The organism is Streptomyces sp. NPDC055506, from assembly GCF_053643595.1.
Map to the genome: position 1 here is coordinate 39,830 of NZ_JBSHKH010000024.1, position 16,532 is coordinate 56,361.

Annotated in this window: 16 protein-coding genes; 5 read left to right on the forward strand and 11 right to left on the reverse strand. The window is 71.3% G+C overall.

The window, feature by feature from the left end:
* Window positions 1-12: 12 nt before the first annotated feature.
* Window positions 13-2,589 carry an aminopeptidase N gene (gene pepN, locus ACWIF2_RS12280; protein ID WP_454360101.1) on the reverse strand — a complete coding sequence of 859 codons (2,577 nt, stop codon included), beginning with the start codon at window positions 2,587-2,589 and terminating at the stop codon, window positions 13-15.
* Between the two features lie 147 nt (window positions 2,590-2,736).
* Here pepN and ACWIF2_RS12285 point away from each other — a divergent pair, with 147 nt between their 5' ends.
* Complete coding sequence (locus ACWIF2_RS12285; protein ID WP_454360102.1) at window positions 2,737-3,375, forward strand: mycothiol-dependent nitroreductase Rv2466c family protein; 639 nt, start codon at window positions 2,737-2,739, stop codon at window positions 3,373-3,375.
* A 3-nt stretch (window positions 3,376-3,378) separates the two neighbouring features.
* Here the strand turns inward: ACWIF2_RS12285 and ACWIF2_RS12290 are convergent, their stop codons facing one another.
* Genes ACWIF2_RS12290 through ACWIF2_RS12335 form a run of 10 tightly spaced genes read right to left on the reverse strand, consistent with a single transcriptional unit; the run spans window position 3,379 to window position 13,250 of the window.
* Window positions 3,379-3,600, reverse strand: a complete 222-nt coding sequence (locus ACWIF2_RS12290; RefSeq protein WP_382493806.1) for a hypothetical protein — start codon at window positions 3,598-3,600, stop codon at window positions 3,379-3,381.
* The gene (locus ACWIF2_RS12295) at window positions 3,600-4,646 is read right to left on the reverse strand and encodes a glycerophosphodiester phosphodiesterase family protein (protein WP_454360103.1); all 1,047 of its coding nucleotides are present in this window, start codon (window positions 4,644-4,646) and stop codon (window positions 3,600-3,602) included. The genes ACWIF2_RS12290 and ACWIF2_RS12295 overlap by 1 nt, the downstream gene beginning before the upstream one ends.
* Window positions 4,647-4,675: 29 nt before the next feature.
* Window positions 4,676-6,100 (reverse strand): FGGY family carbohydrate kinase, encoded by a 1,425-nt coding sequence (locus ACWIF2_RS12300; protein ID WP_454360104.1) that lies wholly within the window; start codon window positions 6,098-6,100, stop codon window positions 4,676-4,678.
* A 19-nt stretch (window positions 6,101-6,119) separates the two neighbouring features.
* Window positions 6,120-7,151, reverse strand: coding sequence for a 2-hydroxyacid dehydrogenase (locus ACWIF2_RS12305; RefSeq protein ID WP_454360105.1), 1,032 nt, complete (start codon window positions 7,149-7,151; stop codon window positions 6,120-6,122).
* Window positions 7,148-8,242: an ABC transporter ATP-binding protein gene (locus ACWIF2_RS12310; protein WP_454360106.1), complete on the reverse strand. Its 1,095-nt coding sequence runs from the start codon at window positions 8,240-8,242 to the stop codon at window positions 7,148-7,150. The genes ACWIF2_RS12305 and ACWIF2_RS12310 overlap by 4 nt, the downstream gene beginning before the upstream one ends.
* The gene (locus tag ACWIF2_RS12315; protein WP_454360107.1) at window positions 8,214-9,044 is read right to left on the reverse strand and encodes a DeoR/GlpR family DNA-binding transcription regulator; all 831 of its coding nucleotides are present in this window, start codon (window positions 9,042-9,044) and stop codon (window positions 8,214-8,216) included. The genes ACWIF2_RS12310 and ACWIF2_RS12315 overlap by 29 nt, the downstream gene beginning before the upstream one ends.
* Complete coding sequence (locus ACWIF2_RS12320) at window positions 9,041-10,129, reverse strand: ABC transporter ATP-binding protein (RefSeq protein WP_454360108.1); 1,089 nt, start codon at window positions 10,127-10,129, stop codon at window positions 9,041-9,043. Before ACWIF2_RS12320 ends, ACWIF2_RS12315 begins: the two co-directional genes overlap by 4 nt.
* Window positions 10,126-10,950, reverse strand: a complete 825-nt coding sequence (locus ACWIF2_RS12325; RefSeq protein WP_382493786.1) for a carbohydrate ABC transporter permease — start codon at window positions 10,948-10,950, stop codon at window positions 10,126-10,128. The genes ACWIF2_RS12320 and ACWIF2_RS12325 overlap by 4 nt, the downstream gene beginning before the upstream one ends.
* Complete coding sequence (locus ACWIF2_RS12330; protein ID WP_454360109.1) at window positions 10,947-11,825, reverse strand: carbohydrate ABC transporter permease; 879 nt, start codon at window positions 11,823-11,825, stop codon at window positions 10,947-10,949. The genes ACWIF2_RS12325 and ACWIF2_RS12330 overlap by 4 nt, the downstream gene beginning before the upstream one ends.
* A 3-nt stretch (window positions 11,826-11,828) precedes the next feature.
* A complete protein-coding gene (locus ACWIF2_RS12335; RefSeq protein WP_454360110.1) occupies window positions 11,829-13,250 on the reverse strand; it encodes an ABC transporter substrate-binding protein in 1,422 nt (473 codons plus the stop codon).
* Between the two features lie 148 nt (window positions 13,251-13,398).
* Here ACWIF2_RS12335 and ACWIF2_RS12340 point away from each other — a divergent pair, with 148 nt between their 5' ends.
* The 4 genes from ACWIF2_RS12340 to ACWIF2_RS12355 are packed head-to-tail and all read left to right on the forward strand — an operon-like array spanning window position 13,399 to window position 16,503.
* Complete coding sequence (locus ACWIF2_RS12340) at window positions 13,399-14,868, forward strand: FGGY-family carbohydrate kinase (protein WP_454360111.1); 1,470 nt, start codon at window positions 13,399-13,401, stop codon at window positions 14,866-14,868.
* Window positions 14,865-15,032 (forward strand): hypothetical protein, encoded by a 168-nt coding sequence (locus tag ACWIF2_RS12345; RefSeq protein WP_454360112.1) that lies wholly within the window; start codon window positions 14,865-14,867, stop codon window positions 15,030-15,032. The genes ACWIF2_RS12340 and ACWIF2_RS12345 overlap by 4 nt, the downstream gene beginning before the upstream one ends.
* Window positions 15,033-15,087: 55 nt before the next feature.
* Window positions 15,088-15,714, forward strand: a complete 627-nt coding sequence (locus ACWIF2_RS12350; RefSeq protein WP_454360113.1) for a histidine phosphatase family protein — start codon at window positions 15,088-15,090, stop codon at window positions 15,712-15,714.
* Between the two features lie 12 nt (window positions 15,715-15,726).
* The gene (locus ACWIF2_RS12355) at window positions 15,727-16,503 is read left to right on the forward strand and encodes an SAM-dependent methyltransferase (RefSeq protein ID WP_454360114.1); all 777 of its coding nucleotides are present in this window, start codon (window positions 15,727-15,729) and stop codon (window positions 16,501-16,503) included.
* The last annotated feature ends 29 nt before the right edge of the window (window positions 16,504-16,532 follow it).

Consider the following 16,532-nt stretch of genomic DNA (forward strand, 5'->3'; position numbering starts at 1 on the left):
TCAGGGCCCTGCCTACTCGGCCGCCGCGTCGCACGCCTGCCCCCGCAGAGCCCGCGCCAGATCGTCCCGGGCCTCAAGGACCAGCCGGCGCAGGGCCGGGGCCGCCTCCCGGTGGGACTCCAGCCAGGCGTCCGTGGCGTCGAGAGTCTCCTGGGACTGCTGGAGCGACGGGAACAGGCCCGACACCACGTGCATGCCGATCTGGATCGACCGCTCGGCCCACACCCGCTCGATCGCCGCGAAGTACTTCGCCGAGTACGGCGCGAGCAGATCCCGCTGCGAGCCCTGCTCGAAGCCCGAGATGGTCGCCTCGACCATGGCGTTGGACAGCGCGTCCGACTCCACGACCTGCGCCCAGGCCTGCGCCTTGACCGCCTCCGACGGACGGGCGGCCAGACAGCGCACCTGGTGACGCTTGCCCGAGGCGGTGTCGTCCCGGGCCAGCTCCTCGGCCAGCACCTTCTCGTCCACCACCCCGTGCGCGGCCAGCGGCTCCAGGAACACCCACCGCAGCTCCTGGTCCAGGTCGAGGCCCTCGACCGCCACCGCCCCCGTCAGCAGATCCCGCAGCAGCTCGAAGTCGGCGTCCGCGGCGGCCACCCGGGCGAAGAACCGCGCCCACGCGAGCTGGTGCTCGCTGCCAGGACCGGCCGCGTACAGCTCGCGCCGCGCGCCCTCGGAGAGCAGCCTCCCGGCCTCCTCCCGCCGGGCGGGCGCCGCGTAGTGCGTGACCGCCGACTCGGCCCAGGCGTGCAGCATCTGGAGCACGCCGATCTCGGACTCGCGCCCCGCGAACCGCAGCACCAGGTCCACGAAGTCCCGCGCCGGGAGCAGCGCGTCCCGCGTCATGTTCCACAGCGCCGACCAGCACAGGGCGCGCGCCAGCGGATCGCTCACCGAACCCAGGTGCTCGCGCAGCGTCGCCAGCGAGGTCGCGTCGAAGCGGATCTTGCAGTACGTGAGGTCGTCGTCGTTGACCAGCACCAGATCGGGCGCCTCGGCACCCGCCAGGCCCGCCACCACCGTCCGCGCGCCGTCGACGTCGGTCTCGGTGCGCGCGTACCGCTCCAGCGTGCCGCCGTCCGTCACCCGGTACAGGCCCACCGCCACCCGGTGCGGCCGCAGTTCGGGGTGCGACTCGGCGGCCTCCTGCACCACCGCCAGCTCCTCGACGCGGCCCTCCGGGCTCAACAGCACCTGAGGGGTCAGCGAGTTCACCCCGGCCGTCTGGAGCCAGGACCGCGACCAGGCGCTCATGTCCCGGCCGCTGGTCTCCTCCAGCACCGACAGCAGGTCACCGAGGCGCGTGTTGCCGTACGCGTGCCGCTTGAAGTAGCGCCGGGCGCCCTCAAGGAACGCGTCCTGCCCGACGTAGGCCACGAGCTGCTTCAGCACCGACGCGCCCTTGGCGTAGGTGATGCCGTCGAAGTTCAGCTTGGCGTCCTGCAGATCGCGGATGTCCGCCGTGATCGGGTGCGTGGAGGGCAGCTGGTCGGCCCGGTAGGCCCACGCCTTGCGGCGGTTGGCGAAGGTGATCCAGCCGTTGACGAAGCGGGTCGCGCCGACGAGTGAGAACTCGCCCATGAAGTCCGCGAAGGACTCCTTCAGCCACAGGTCGTCCCACCACTCCATGGTGACCAGGTCGCCGAACCACATGTGCGCCATCTCGTGCAGGAGGACATTGGCCCGGCCCTCGTAGGACGCCTGGGTCACCTTCCCGCGGAAGATGAACTCCTCCCGGAACGTCACCAGGCCCGGGTTCTCCATCGCGCCCAGGTTGTACTCGGGCACGAACGCCTGGTCGTACTTCCCGAACGGGTACGGATAGTCGAAGTGGTCGTGGAAGAAGTCCAGGCCCTGCTTGGTGACCAGGAAGACGTCGTCGGAGTCGAAGTGGGGCGCGAGGCCCTTGCGGCACAGCGCGCCGAGGGGGATCTCCAGCGTCGTGCCGTCCGCCAACGTACGGGAGTAGCTGTCCGTCACATAGTGGTAGGGGCCCGCCACCACACACGTGATGTACGTCGAGATCGGCTTGGTCTCGGCGAACCGCCAGACCCCGTCGCCCAGTTCGCCGACGCCGTTGCTCCACACCGTCCAGCCCTCCGGCGCCCGCACCTCGAAGCGGAAGGGGGCCTTCAGGTCGGGCTGCTCGAAGTTGGCGAAGACCCGGCGGGAGTCGGCCGGCTCGTACTGCGTGTACAGGTACACCTCGCCGTCCTCGGGGTCGACGAAGCGGTGCAGGCCCTCGCCGGTGCGGGAGTAGGCGCACTGGGCGTCGACGACCAGCTCGTTGTCCGCGGCCAGGTCCTCCAGCGTGATCCGGGAGCCGTCGAAGACCTCGCCGGGGTCCAGATCACGGCCGTTGAGTGAGACGGCCGTCACACTCGGCGCGATCAGGTCGGCGAAGCTGCTCGCCCCGGGCTCGTTGCAGCGGAAGCGGAGGGTGGTCACCGAGCGGAAGGTGCGGGGCCCGGCGCCGTCGTCCTCGCCGACCGCGGACCGCAGGTCGAGGGACACCTCGTACCCGTCGACGCTCAGCAGGGCGGCCCGCTCCCGGGCCTCGTCGCGGGACAGATTCTCACCGGGCACGGGCGGCACTCCTCGTATGTCGTGGGGAAAGGACCCCTGAGGCTGATCAGCACTGATCCTGCCACGTGCCCCTGACACCAGGGGCCGGGAATGACCGGGGCGAGCACCGGCGTTCCCGGAGGAAACAGTTTCCTCATGAGGAGAGACATGTCGGACAAGACCCCCGTCGACTTCTGGTTCGACCCGCTGTGCCCCTGGGCATGGATGACCTCCCGTTGGGTGCTTGAGGTGGAGAAGGTCAGGGACATCGAGGTGCGCTGGCACGTCATGAGCCTCGCCGTCCTCAACGAGGACAAGCTCGACGAGCTGCCCGAGGAGTACCGCGACATGCTCGAGACCAAGGCCTGGGGCCCCGTCCGGGTCGTCATAGCCGCGCAGCAGGAGCACGGCGCCGAGGTGCTCGGCGACCTCTACACCGCGCTCGGCACCCGTATCCACAACCAGGGCGGGGGCCCCGGCAAGGAGATCGTCGCCGCCGCCCTTGAGGACACCGGCCTGCCCGCGTCCCTCATCGAGCACTGGGACTCCACCCCGTACGACGCCGAGCTGCGCGCCTCCCACAAGGAGGGCATCGAGAAGGTCGGCCAGGAGGTCGGCACCCCGGTCATCGCCGTGCCCGGCTCCGACGGCGAGCAGATCGCCTTCTTCGGCCCGGTCGTCACCCCCACGCCGCTGGGCGACGAGGCCGGCCGCCTCTGGGACGGCACCCTCGCGGTGGCCTCGGTCCCCGGCTTCTACGAGATCAAGCGCACGCGCACCAAGGGTCCGGACTTCTCCAACCTCTAGGACTCACACCGAGGCGTCGGCTCCCGGGTTCTGCATGTCCTCCGGGAGCCGGCCCCCGCCGGCCTGATGGCCCCAGGGCTGGTACCACCGGCAGCCCGGAGCGGTGCAGCGCCACAGGTCCGTACGGCCCGTCCCGAGGGCTTTCCTCTCCTCGGGCTTGAGCGGCGTGAACACCTGAGTGCCGCTGCCGCCACAGGTCGGGCAGTGCTTGTCCTTGAAGAACATCAGCCCCTCCTAGCCATCACCGCCACGTCAGGGAAGTCGGTCACCACCGCGTCGACTCCCATGCGGTAGTACAGCGCGTACTCGGCGAACGCGTCCCCGAAATCGTTCGGTCCGGTTCCCCGCCGGAGGTCCGCCGGCAGGAACTGGTTCTCCGCGCGGAAGGTGTACGGGCCCACGCGCAGCCCCGCGGCATGGGCGTCCGCGAGGAGAGAGGTGCCGACGAGCGACGACTTGTCCGGCCCGATCCAGTCCGCGTACTCCGCGATCTCCGCCAGGCCCGCGGGCGTCATCATCTCCTTGTAGGTCCTCCCGGGCAGGTCGTACGGCCCGCCCGTCGTCCCCAGCGCCTGCCACAGCGGCACACCCAGCCCCGTCATGCGCTTGAGGCTCGTCGGCTCGAAGGACTGCACGACGCACTCGCGCCGGCCGAGCCGGTTGCGGCGGATCGCCTCCGCGAGCTTCGGCTCCAACGGCAGCCCGGCGGACCGGAAGTACGTGGGGTGCTTGGTCTCCGGGAAGACGGCGATCGTCCGGCCGTGGGTCCGCGACAGCCGCCGTGCCAGCTCCACGACCTCCTGGAAGGTCATCACCTCCTCACGGCCGTCGAAGACCGTGTTGCGGTTGCGGACCTGCGGCAGCCGCTCCACCGCCCGCAGCGTCTTCAGCTCGGCGAGGGTGAAGTCCTCCGTGAACCATCCCGTCACGGCACGGCCGTCGACCGTCTTCGTCGTACGGCGGTCCGCGAACTCGGGGCGGAGGGCCACGTCGGTCGTCTGGGAGATCTCGTTCTCGTGCCGGACGACGAGCACATGGTCCTTCGTCGGCACCAGGTCCGGTTCGATCCAGTCCGCGCCCGTCTGCACGGCGTACGTGTACGAGGCGGCCGTGTGCTCGGGGCGCCAGCCGGCCGCGCCGCGATGGCCGATGACCACGGGGCGCCTCTCGGCGGGGGCCGCTTGTGCGGGTACGGCGGCTACCACCGGGGCGGCGGCGACCGCCGGTGTGGCGGCGGCCGCGAGCAGGAGAGATCGGCGTCTCAGGTGCATCCAAGTCCCTCTCGTCGTACGGGTGTTGTTCAGGCCCTTGCGCGGGTCCGTGCCTCGGCGAGCCGGGACAGGTGCTCCTCATAGCCCTTCGTGTAGTACGCGGCCCGCCCCGGATCCGGCTCGACGACCTCCGTCGGCCGAGTCCACACCTCCGCCTCCAGCGGCACCCCGTACCGCTCCGCCGCCGCCAGGACCGCGCCCCGCGCCCCCACCTCGCCCTCGACGACCCGCAACGGCCGGCCGAGCACATCCGCGAGCAGCCGCATCCAGGCGGTGCTGCGGGTGCCGCCGCCGCAGACGGCCAGGTTCCCGTCGAGGCCCGCCGCCTCCAGGCAGTGCCGGGCCGCGTACCCGATGCCCTCGCAGGTCGCCCGGACCAGATCGCCCCGGGTCGACTCCAGGGAGACACCGAGGAGTTCGGCCCGCAGCCGTGGCTCCACGAAGGGAGCGCGTTCACCGGAGGGCGCGAAGTACGGCAGCACCCGGACGCCGTTCGCGCCCGGCGGGGTCTCGGCCAGCAGGCCGTCCACCTCGTCGTGTGCCACCCCGGTCGTCGACAGCACCCAGTCCAGCGCCGCCGTGCCGACCATCGCGGGCATGGCGCGCAGCCAGTGACCGGGCCGGTCCGTGGAGATGTACAGGCCCGCCGGTTCGCCGGTCAGGTCCAGCTCCGTCGTGGCGACCAGGCTGGCCAGACAGGTGCCGACGATCAGCAGACCGTCGCCCGGGGAGGTCACCCCGGCGCCCAGCGCGCAGGCCGGCAGATCGTAGGGGCCGTTCGCGATCCGGGTGCCGGACGGCAGGCCCTCGCCGAGCGTCTCGGCCGTCGCGACCGGGTCGCTCACCGGGGCGAGCAGACCGCGCCGGTGGGTCAGCCCCAGCAGCTCGACGACCCGGTTGTCGTAGGTCCGGGTCCGCGGGTCGAGGAAGGGCATCGAGGCGTCCGAGACATCGGTTGTCGGACCGGCCCCCGTCAGCCGCTGGAACACCATGTCCTTGCAGTACAGGGCGGCCTTCGCGGCATCCAGCGTCTTCGGTTCGCTGCTGTCCAGCCAGGCCAGCAGCGGCCCCGGGCACCCGGGGAACATCGCGCTGCCGGTCCGCCGGAACACGGTCTCGAACGTGCCGTCCGCCAGCCACCGGTCGACCAGTTCGTGCGCCCGCCCGTCCATCCAGGAGGCCGCCGGCCGCACGGGCCGACCCTCGCCGTCGACCAGCCACACCCCGTCGCCCTGCCCGGTGAGCCCGGCCAGCTCGACCGGTTCCGGGACCCGCTCGGTGACCTCGCCGAGGACGGCCACGACCGCCCCGTACACCTCCTCCATGTCCTGCTCGACGACCCCGCCCCGCAGCGACAGGGCCACCGACCGGGACGCCACGGCCAGCTGACGGCCGGCGGAGTCGAAGGCCGCCGCCTTGACCATGGACGTGCCCACATCGATACCGACGTACATGCGGCTCTCCTCCCGGTCCTCAGGTCAGGCAGTGCGCGAGCGGCTCGCCGCGCACCCAGCGGCCCACCTCTTCGGCGGCGATCCGCGCGGCCTTCTCCGCCACCGCGCGCGACGCCCCGCCCAGGTGCGGGGTCAGCACCACACGGTCGCCCAGCCCCAGCAGCCGGGACTGAGCCGGCAACGGCTCCCGCTCGTACGTGTCGAGGGCCGCCGCCGACAGCCGCCCGCTCTCCAGCGCGTCGCACAGCGCGCCCTCGTCCAGCAGCGGGCCCCGGGCCACGTTCACCACCACCGCGCCGGGCGGCAGCAGCCCCAGCTCCCGGGCGCCGATCAGCCCTCGGGTCTCGGGGGTGAGCCGGGCGTGCAGGGTGATCACCCGGGAGCCGCGCAGGAGTTCGTCGAGCGAGGCCACGCGCAGGCCGTGGATCTCCCCGTGCACATACGGGTCGTACACCATCACCCGTGCCCCGAACGCGCACAGCACCCGTGCGACCCGGCTGCCGACGGCCCCGTATCCGACGAGGCCGACGGGCAGGTCCTCCAGCTCCAGACCGCTCTGCTCGTACGTGTAGTACGTCGCGCCCTCCCAGCTGCCCTGCCGGGCCAGCGGCTCATGAGCCTGCGGAATGCGGCGCAGGGCGGACAGCATCAGGCCGACGGTGAACTCGGCGGTGGCGGCGGCGTTGCGGCCCGGCGCGAAGCACACCCGCACATCACGGTTCTTGGCCGCGTCCAGGTTGACGTTGACCGGACCGCCCCGGCAGACCACGACCAGTTTCAGATCCGGGCAGGCGGCGAGCACCCGCTCGGTGACCGGCCCCATCTGCGTGACCAGGACCTCCGCCCCGGCCAGCGCCTCGATCATCTCGTCCTCGGCGTCACTGGCCTCCTGCACCTCGGCGACCGGCCCGAACGGCTCCAGCGGCCACCCGAGTTCCAGCTCCTTGATGTCGGCCCGCTCCACCTCGCGCTCCACCGCCCGTGTGATCAGCGACGGCAGAACGAAGTGGTCACCGGCGGCCACGACACGCACGTTCTCTTCGGAGGTCATCGCAGTGAGGCTCCCGTCTCGGCGTCGAAGACATGGGTGTGCTGGGGATCGGCGGCGACCCGGACCCGCTCGTCGTGGGAGAGCCGTACCTCGGGGTCGGTGAGGACGACCAGATGGCGTTCGACACCCTCGAGGGCGAGGGTCGCAAGGCCCGCCTCCAGGAGCGGCTCGTGGGCGACGACCCGGGCGGGCAGGCCGCCCTCGGCGGTGAGCGAGACGTCCTCGGGGCGGATCCCGACCACCACCTCCCGCCCCTGCTCCACCGGCACGGGCAGCGCGATCCGCACCGAGCCGGAGAGGCGGGCCTCGCCGTCGCCGGTGGCGATGCCGGGCAGCAGGGTGATCGCGGGTTCGCCGACGAAGTCCGCGACGAACACGTTGGCCGGGCTGTCGTAGATCTCGTACGGCGTGCCGAGCTGCTGGATCACGCCGTCCTTCATCACGGCGATCCGGTCGGCGAGCGAGAGGGCCTCCTCCTGGTCGTGGGTGACCAGGATCGTGGTGTGGCCCAGGTCCTGCTGGATGCGCTTGAGTTCACGGCGGGTGGTGTCGCGCTGGGCCGCGTCCAGATGGGACAGCGGCTCGTCGAGGAGCAGCACGTCGGGTTCGCGGATCAGGGCCCGGGCCAGGGAGACCCGCTGCTTCTGGCCGCTGGACAGCCCGGCCGGGCGGGCACCGAGGAGGTCGGTCAGGCCCACCCGCTCGGCGATCTCCTTCACCTTGCGGTCGACGTCCCCCCTGGAACCGCGGGCGGCCTTCTTGCGCGCCTTGAGCCCGAACGCCAGGTTCTCCGCGACCGACAGCGGCGGATACAGCGCGTAGTTCTCGAACGCGACCCCGATGTTCCGCCGCTGAGCGGGCCGTTCGACGACCGAGTCCCCGCCGACCAGGATGTCCCCGCCGGTCACGGACTCGAGCCCGGCGATCATCCGCAGCGTGGTCGACTTGCCGCAGCCCGAAGGCCCGAGCAGCCCGAGCAACTCCCCGGACCGGAGGTTCAGATCGATCCCGCGTACGGCCTCCACGGAGGGCCGCCCGCGCGACTGATACGTCTTACGGAGTTCACGTAGCTCCAGCCCGGTTCCCGTCATGGCCGCCCTTCGTCGCGCAAACCTCGTAACGGACCTTGTGCTCGTCCAGATCCCGCAGTGCCTCCGGCGACGCCCCGTCGTCCACCAGGAGCGTGTCGAAGCGGGACAGCGGGACCACCCGGTGCAGGGCGACCCGGCCGAGCTTGGTGTGGTCGATCAACAGGACGTTGCGTGCCGCCGCGTCGAGCATCGCCCGCTTCACGGACACGATGTGCTGCTCCTGGTGGTAGGCGTAACCCCCGTGCACGGCCGACGTCGACGCGAAGCACACGTCCACGCGCAGCTGCTCGACCGCCTCCACGCAGGACACCCCGAGGAACGAGGAGTGCAGCGGGTCGTAGTCGCCGCCGAGCGCCATCAGGTGGATGCCCCGCTGGTCGGACAGCAGGTTGATGGCCTCCAGGAAGTTGGTGACGACCGTCAGCGGTGTGACCTCGCCCGTGCGCAGCCGCCTGGCTATCTCCAGGGTGGACGTGGAGTCGTCCAGCAGGATCGCCATGCCGGGCTCCACCATCCGCAGCGCGTGCTCGGCGACGGCGGCCTTCTCGGCCCGCATGGTCTTCAGCCGGTACTGCACATTCGACTCGAAGACCCCCGACGGCTGCGCGGTCACGCCGCCCCGGGACTTCCGTACGATGCCCTGCCGTTCGAGCTCGTCGAGGTCGCGGTGGATGGTCATCAGGCTCACCTTGAACCGCTCGGCGAGCTCCGCCGCCGTCGCCGAGCCGTCGGCCAGCACCTGCTCGGCCATGGCGGCCTGCCGCGCCGCGGGCCCCTGCTGTCCACCACTGCTGCTGCTCATGACTGTGTCTCTATCCGTCGTCCCGGGCGCTCCGGCCGGTCGGCCTCGAACAGCAGCAGGTTCTCAGGCCGGACCGTGAGCCGTACGGGATCGTCCGCCCGGAGGCGTGCCGCGTCCGCCCGGGGGGCCACCAGCGACACACGCTGTTCCCCGGTGCCGAGCCGGACGGTGACCTCGACGGACCGTCCGAGGACCTCGGTGACGTACACGCTCCCGGTGAGTTCGTGCCCCTCGCCGCGCAGGGCGAGGTCCCGGGGCCGCAGGCCGACGAGGACGTCCGTGCCGGGCGCGGCCGACGCCCGGACCGGCAGCTCCACCCCGCCGTCCGCCCGCACTCCGCTCTCCGTGACCACCCCGGGCAGCAGATTGATCCGGGGCCGCCCGAAGGCCCGCGCGACCTCCGTGTCGTACGGCCGGTACCAGATCTCCTCCCGCGTGCCCGTCTGCACGATCCGCCCCTGGCGGATGACCCCGATCCGGTCGCCGAGCGCCAGCGCCTCGACGGAGTCGTGTGTGACGTACAGCGTGGTGGTGTGCTGCACGGCCCCGATCGCCTTCAGCTCGGCCCGCATCTGCTGGCGGAGTTTCGCGTCCAGGTGGGACAGCGGCTCGTCGAGCAGGAAGGCCCGGGCCGGCCGCACCAGCACCCGCCCGAGGGCGACCCGCTGCCGCTGGCCGTTGGACAACTGGCCCACGGGCCGGTCCAGCAGGGCGGAGATGCCGAGCAGTTCGGCGACCGCGCCGATCCGCTGCCGGGCCTCGTGGGCGGGCAGCCGGTGCCGGGGGGAGCGCAGCGGCGAGGCCAGGTTGTCGTAGGCCGAGCGGTGCGGGTAGAGGGCGTAGCTCTCGAAGCACATGGCCACGCCCCGGTCGTACGGCTCCACGCCCCGCATGTCCTTGCCGTCGAGCACGACCGTGCCGGAGTCGGGCTGTTCGAGCCCGGCGATCGTCTTGAGGGTCGTCGTCTTGCCGGCTCCGGACGGGCCCAGCAGGCAGAAGAACTCGCCTTCCCTGACCTCCAGTTCGAGCTCGTCGAGCGCGACGGTCTTGCCGTACGCCTTCCGTATCCCGCTCAGCGTAATCACGATTTCACCGCCCCGAACGACAGGCCCCGCACCAGATACCGCTGGATCGTCAGCGCCAGCAGCAGCGGCGGGACGACGGACACCAGCGCGGCGGCGGCCGTCAGGTTGTACTTGGGCCGGTCCCCGCCGAGGAAGGACAGCGCGCCCACGGTCACCGTCTGCGCCTCGTTGGAGGTGAGGATCAGCGGGAAGACGAAGTTGTTCCAGGCGAAGATGAAGGCCAGCAGCGACACGGCCGCGATGCCCGGCTTGACCAGCGGCAGGGCGACGCGGAAGAAGGCCTGCTTGCGGGTGTAGCCGTCCAGCAGCGCCGCCTGCTCCAGCTCCGGTGTCAGATCGGCGAAGTAGGACCGCATGATCCACACGATCAGCGGCAGCGTGACCAGTTGCAGCACCCACACCATGCCGACGTACGTGTCGAACAACCCGAGCTTCTGGTACAGCACGAACAGCGGGATGATCACGGTCAGTTCGGGCGCGAAACGGAACGACAGCAGCGTGAACATCAGGTTCTCGGAGCCCTTGAACCGCCACCGCGCCGAGGCGTACGCCGCCGGCAGCCCCACCACCAGCGACAGCGCGACCGCCCCCACCGACACCACCAGGCTGTTGACGAAGAACCGCACGAACGGGATGCCCTCGCTGTCACCGAGGACCGTTCGGTAGCCGTCGAGGGTGGGGGAGAAGGAGAAGTAGGTGGAGAAGAGCTGGTCGGTCGGCTTCAGCGACAGGATCACCATCCAGGCGATCGGGAACAGCGCGAAGACGAAGTAGAGGACGAGGGCGGTGTCGCACAACCACCCCACCAGGCGTTTCCTCATGAGGACACCTCCGCGGCCTTCCGCTGGATCTTCCCCAGATGCTTCACCAGCACCATCGCGGCCAGATACACCACGGCCCACAGCACGATCGTGTAGCTGATCCCGAAGGAGTACCGCTGGAAGCGGATGGCTTCGAGATACGCCCGGATCTGGAGCACCACCGTCGAGTCACCCGGCCCGCCCTCCGTCAGGGCGTAGATGATGTCGAACACCTTCAGCGAGTCCATGAACCGGAAGATCACCGCTACCAGCACATACGGCCACAGCATCGGCAGCGTCAGCCGCCGGAAGGTGTACCACCACCCCGCGCCGTCCACGGCCGCCGCCTCGAACGGGGAGGCGGGCAGCGACCGCAGACCGGCGAGGGCGAGGATCGCCACGAACGGCGTGTACACCCACACGTCCACGGCGATCGACGACAGCAGCGCGCCCGTCGGGGTGTCGGTCCACTGCACCCCGCCGAGACCGAAGGGCCGCAGCAGATAGTTGACCACCCCCACCGATGGCTGGAGCATCAGCTTCCAGATGATCGCCGCGATCACCGGGGCGATCATCAGCGGCAGGATCAGGATCTTCTCCAGGATCCGGCCCAGCAGGGTCGAGCGGTGCAGCAGCAGGGCGACGGCCACCCCGAGCACGGTCTCGACGAGGGCCGCCCCGACCGCGTACAGCACCGTCACCCACGCCGAGTTCCAGAACGCCTCCTGCGTGAACACGGTCGAGTAGTTCTCGAACCGCACCATGTCCGGCTGCGGCTTGCTCGCCGAGAAGTCGAACAGCGTGTAGTACAGCCCGAGCCCGAAGGGGTAGAGGATCCCGCAGGTCAGCAGCAGGGCCGGGACGATCAGGAGGTACGGGCGCAGGGCCAGGCGCATGCGCTACCCCACCTTGTCGGCGAGGTCGTCCGCCAGCCCGTCCAGGACCGACTTCGCGCCCTTGCCGCCGTAGATCTCCTGGAGGGCCGCCGCCCAGCTGGTCGTCGCGTCGAAGAACTGCGCCTGCGGGGTGAAGTGGATCTTCGTCTGGTCGACGACCGTCTCGAAGGTCTCCAGGAAGCCCGGCAGATGCCGCATCTTGTCCTTGTACGCGGCGTCGTCGGCCACCGACTTGCGCACCGGGTCGATGTGGTTGTGGGTGATCGCGCTCTTGCGCAGGTGCTCCTTGCCGGTCGCCCACTGCAGGAACAGCCAACTGGCGCTCTTCTTCTTGCTCTTGGCGTTCATGCCGAGCGACCAGATCCACATGTTGGTGGCCAGCGACCCGTCGGGCCCCTTCGGCCCCGGGTGGAAGGCGATCTTCCCGGAGGCGGGGCTGGCGCCCTTCACCGCCTGGAAGTAGGCGGCCGTGTCGGCGTCGAACAGCATCCCGGCCTTCTTCGCGCCCAGGTCGCTGGAGCACTGGTACCAGGTGTACGACGTCCAGGACGGCGGCCCGCCCCGCTTGACCATCCGGGCCCAGTCCTCGGTGAAGGCGACGGCCTCGGGGCTGTTCATGGCGGGGGTGAGCTTCCCGCCGTCGACCGTGAAGTCCTTCAGCCCGTTGCGGGCGTACATCGTCATGAAGCCCGGGTGGATGGTGGCCCAGCTCCTGGAGCCGCGTACGGCGATCCCGTACATCCCGTCGAAGCCGGCGCCCGGCGCCTTCTGCTTGATGGTCCCGGCGAGTTCGGTCAGCTCCTCGAAGGACTCGGCGGGTTTCACGCCCAGCTTCTTGAACAGCTCGGTGTTGTAGGCGACGACGTTCGTCTCCCAGCCCCACGGCAGCGCGTACTGCCCGCCCTGGCCGAGCGGCGCGCCCGCCTTCAGCGACCACTGGTCGGCCTGAAGCAGGTTCGGGAAGAAGTCCGCCTGGTCCCACTCGGCGCCCGTCGCCGAGGAGTTGCGCATCCAGGGGCCGAGGTCCTCCAGCCAGTTCGGCGGCCCGTACTGCCACACCATGTACGCGCCGAGCATGAACACGTCGTAGGAGGCACGCCCGCTGGACAGGTCCACGGTGAGCTTGTCGAAGTAGTTGTCCTCGGGGAAGACGTCGTACTCGACCTTGATGCCGGTCTTCTCGGTGAAGGACTTCAGGTCGGCTATCAGGGCGTCCGTGTACGGGTGCTTGTTGAGCAGCGCCTTGACGGTGGTGCCCTTCTCCCGCTTCCAGTCGAAGGAACCGGTGATGTCGTCCGCGGCTGACCCGTCGCTCTTGCTGTCGTTCCCGCCGAAACCGGAGCCGCAGGCCGTGAGCAGCGGGGCCGCTGCGGCCCCGGCGGCGAGGGCGAGGAAGCGCCGGCGGTCGTGCACGTGCGTGTCCATCCGTACCTCCACGTGGAGCCTGGTTAACACGTCGAGTCGACTCGTTAACAGAGGGTGGAACGGCTGAAGTTGGGCGTCAATCCCTCGCGCACGGGAAAATCTCAGGGCAGAGTGTGAAGTTCACGGATTCGTATGTGCGGGAGGCCGTATGACGGACGAGCATGAGGCCTGGCTGGGGATCGATCTGGGCACGCAGAGCGTCCGCGTGCTGCTCGTCGCCGCCGACGGCACGGTCCTCGGCAGCGGCTCGGCCCCGCTGACGGGGCGGCGCGAGGGGGTGCGGCACGAGCAGGACCCGGAGCGCTGGTGGGAGGCGCTGTGCACGGCGTCGCGTACGGCGCTCGGCACCGCCCCGCCGGGCCTGCCGATCGGCGGACTCGCGGTGTGCGGCACGTCCGGCACGGTCCTGCTGACGGACGGCTCGGGCCGCCCGGTGAGCCCCGCACTGATGTACGACGACGGGCGCGCGGCGGCGGAGGCGGCACGGGCCCGGGACGCGGGGCTCGCGGTGCAGGACACCTGGGCGCTGCCGAAGGCGCTGTGGCTGGTGGGGGAGTACGGCCCCGGCCTCCGCCTCGCCCACCAGCCCGACCTGATCGTCACCCGCCTCACCGGCGAACCTCCCCCGGCCGACTCCAGCCACGCCCTCAAGACGGGCTACGACCTCCACCGGGAGGCCTGGCCGGAGGCGGCCCTGGCCCAACTGGGCGTCCCGGAGCGACTGTTGCCCGACGTCGTACGCCCGGGCACCCGCCTCGGCGAGATCCGCGCGCAGGCCGCCGAGGCCACCGGCATCCCCGCCGGCACGCCGGTGCTCGCCGGCATGACCGACGGCTGCGCGGCCCAGATCGCCTCGGGCGCGCTGCGGCCCGGCTCCTGGAACTCGGTGCTGGGCACCACGCTCGTGCTGAAGGGGGCCGCCTGGGACCCGGTCCGGGACCCCACCGGCGTGGTCTACAACCACCGCGCCCCCGACGGCACCTGGCTGCCCGGCGGGGCGTCGAGCGTGGGCGCCGGGGCCCTGGCGGCGCACTTCCCGGAGGCCGATCCGGCGGCCATGGACGAGCGGGCGGCGGCCTTCGAGCCGTCCCGTGCGGTCGCCTACCCGCTGGTGTCGCCGGGGGAGCGGTTCCCGTTCCGGGCGCCGGAGGCCACCGGGTTCGTCCTCGGCGACCCCGCGGACGACGCCGAGCTGTGGGCCGCGCTGCTCCAGGGCGTGGGCTTCGCGGAACGCCTGTGCCTGGACTATCTGCACCACCTGGGCGCCCCCCTCGACGGCCCGCTCACCTTCACGGGCGGCGGCGCCCGCAGCCCGTACTGGAACCAGCTGCGCGCCGACATCCTCGGCCGCCCGGCCCGCGTCCCGGAGCAGACCGAACCGGCCCTGGGAATGGCGGCGTTGGCCGCGTACGGGGTGTCGGGGGCGGGAGCGCTCGCCGATGTCGCCGAGCGCATGGTCCGCGTCCGTACGGTGCTCGAACCCCGCGCCGAGCGCACGGCCCGCTTCGCCGACCCGTACGCTCGGCTCGTGAACGCCCTGGACGCACGCGGCTGGCTGCCCGCACCCGTCGCGGAACACGCCCGTATGCGTCTGCACCCGGACACGGCAGAGTCATGACGACGACCCCGACACCGTCTCGCATGGGCGGTCCGCCGACCATGGTGTCGCTCCGCGCGGGCGCCCCGACCGCCTCGTCCTCACCCCGCCCCGGCACCCCGGCGCCGCCCCGCATCGGCGGCCTGACCGGATGGCTGCCGCCCCGCATCGGCGGCCTGACCTGACCGGATGGCTGCCGCCCCGCGCCGGCGGCCCGACCACGTACGAACGGACCGGACCATGACCACCACGACTCTCCTCCTGGCCCGGCACGGGCAGACCGTCTGGCACGCCGAGAACCGGTACGCCGGTGTCAGCGACATCGAGCTGACCGACACCGGACGCGCCCAGGCCGAGGCACTCGGCCGATGGGCCGCCGCCCACCCCGTCGACGCGATCTGGACGTCCCCGCTGTCCCGGGCCGGCGCCACCGCCGAGCCCGCCTGCCGCGCCCTAGGCCTCACCCCACAGCGCGAACCCGGCCTCATCGAATGCGACTTCGGAGTGGTGGAGGGCCGCACACTCGCCGAGTTCGAGGCGGAGGACCCGGAGTGGGCCGCGGCCTACCGTGCCGACCCGGTGGCCCACTCCTTCCCCGGCGCCGAGGACCCGCTGGCGGCGGCGGCCCGGGGCACCCGTGCCCTGCGGGACATCGCCGCCGCCCACCCCGGCGGACGCGTCCTGGTCGTCGCCCACAACACCCTGCTGCGGCTGGTGCTGTGCACGCTGCTGTCCATCCCGCCCCGGGAGTACCGCAGAGTGCTCCCGCGGTTGCGGAACGCGGCGCTCAGCGAACTGCGGATGAACTCCGACGGTTCCGCCGCACTCCTCTCACTCAATGTGCCCTGCGAGGCGGACATGCCGTAGCACTATGGGCCCATGACGCAGATCGACACCTCGGTGCCGCACTCGGCCCGGATCTGGAACTACTGGCTGGGCGGCAAAGACAACTACCCGGTGGACGAGGCGGCCGGTGACGCCTACACCGCCGTGTTCCCCGGCATCGTCACCATCGCCCGCGGCAGCCGCGCCTTCCTCGGCCGCACCATCCGCCACCTCGTCCAGGAGGCGGGCGTACGGCAGTTCCTCGACGTGGGCACCGGCCTGCCCACCGTCGACAACACCCACGAGGTGGCCCAGCGCCTGGCCCCCGAGTCGCGTGTCGTCTACGTCGACAACGACCCCCTGGTCCTCGCACACGCCCGAGCCCTGCTCACCTCCACGCCCGAGGGCGCGACGGCCTATGAGCCCATCAGCCTCTACGAGCCGGAGCGCATCATCGAGGCAGCCGGGAAGACACTCGACCTCACCCGCCCCACCGCCCTGATGCTCAGCGGCATCCTGGGCCACGTGGCCGACTACGACCAGGCCCGCGACCTCGTCCGCCGCCTCCTGGCCGGACTGCCCGCCGGCAGCTACCTCTCCCTCAACGAGGGCTCCCGCGGCACCGACCCGGCCTACGAACAGGCCCAGGACGCCTACAACGAGACCGGCGCGGTCCCCTACTTCCTGCGGCCGGTCGAGCGGATCGAGGCCTTCTTCGAGGGCCTGGAGCTGGTGGCACCCGGTGTGGTCTCGGTACCGCTGTGGCACCCCGAGCCGGGCGCGTCCACGGAGGCGATCGGCCAGCACGGCGGGCTCGGCCGCAAGCCCTAGGGCCTGTCGTTTGGATCAGGTCGCAGACG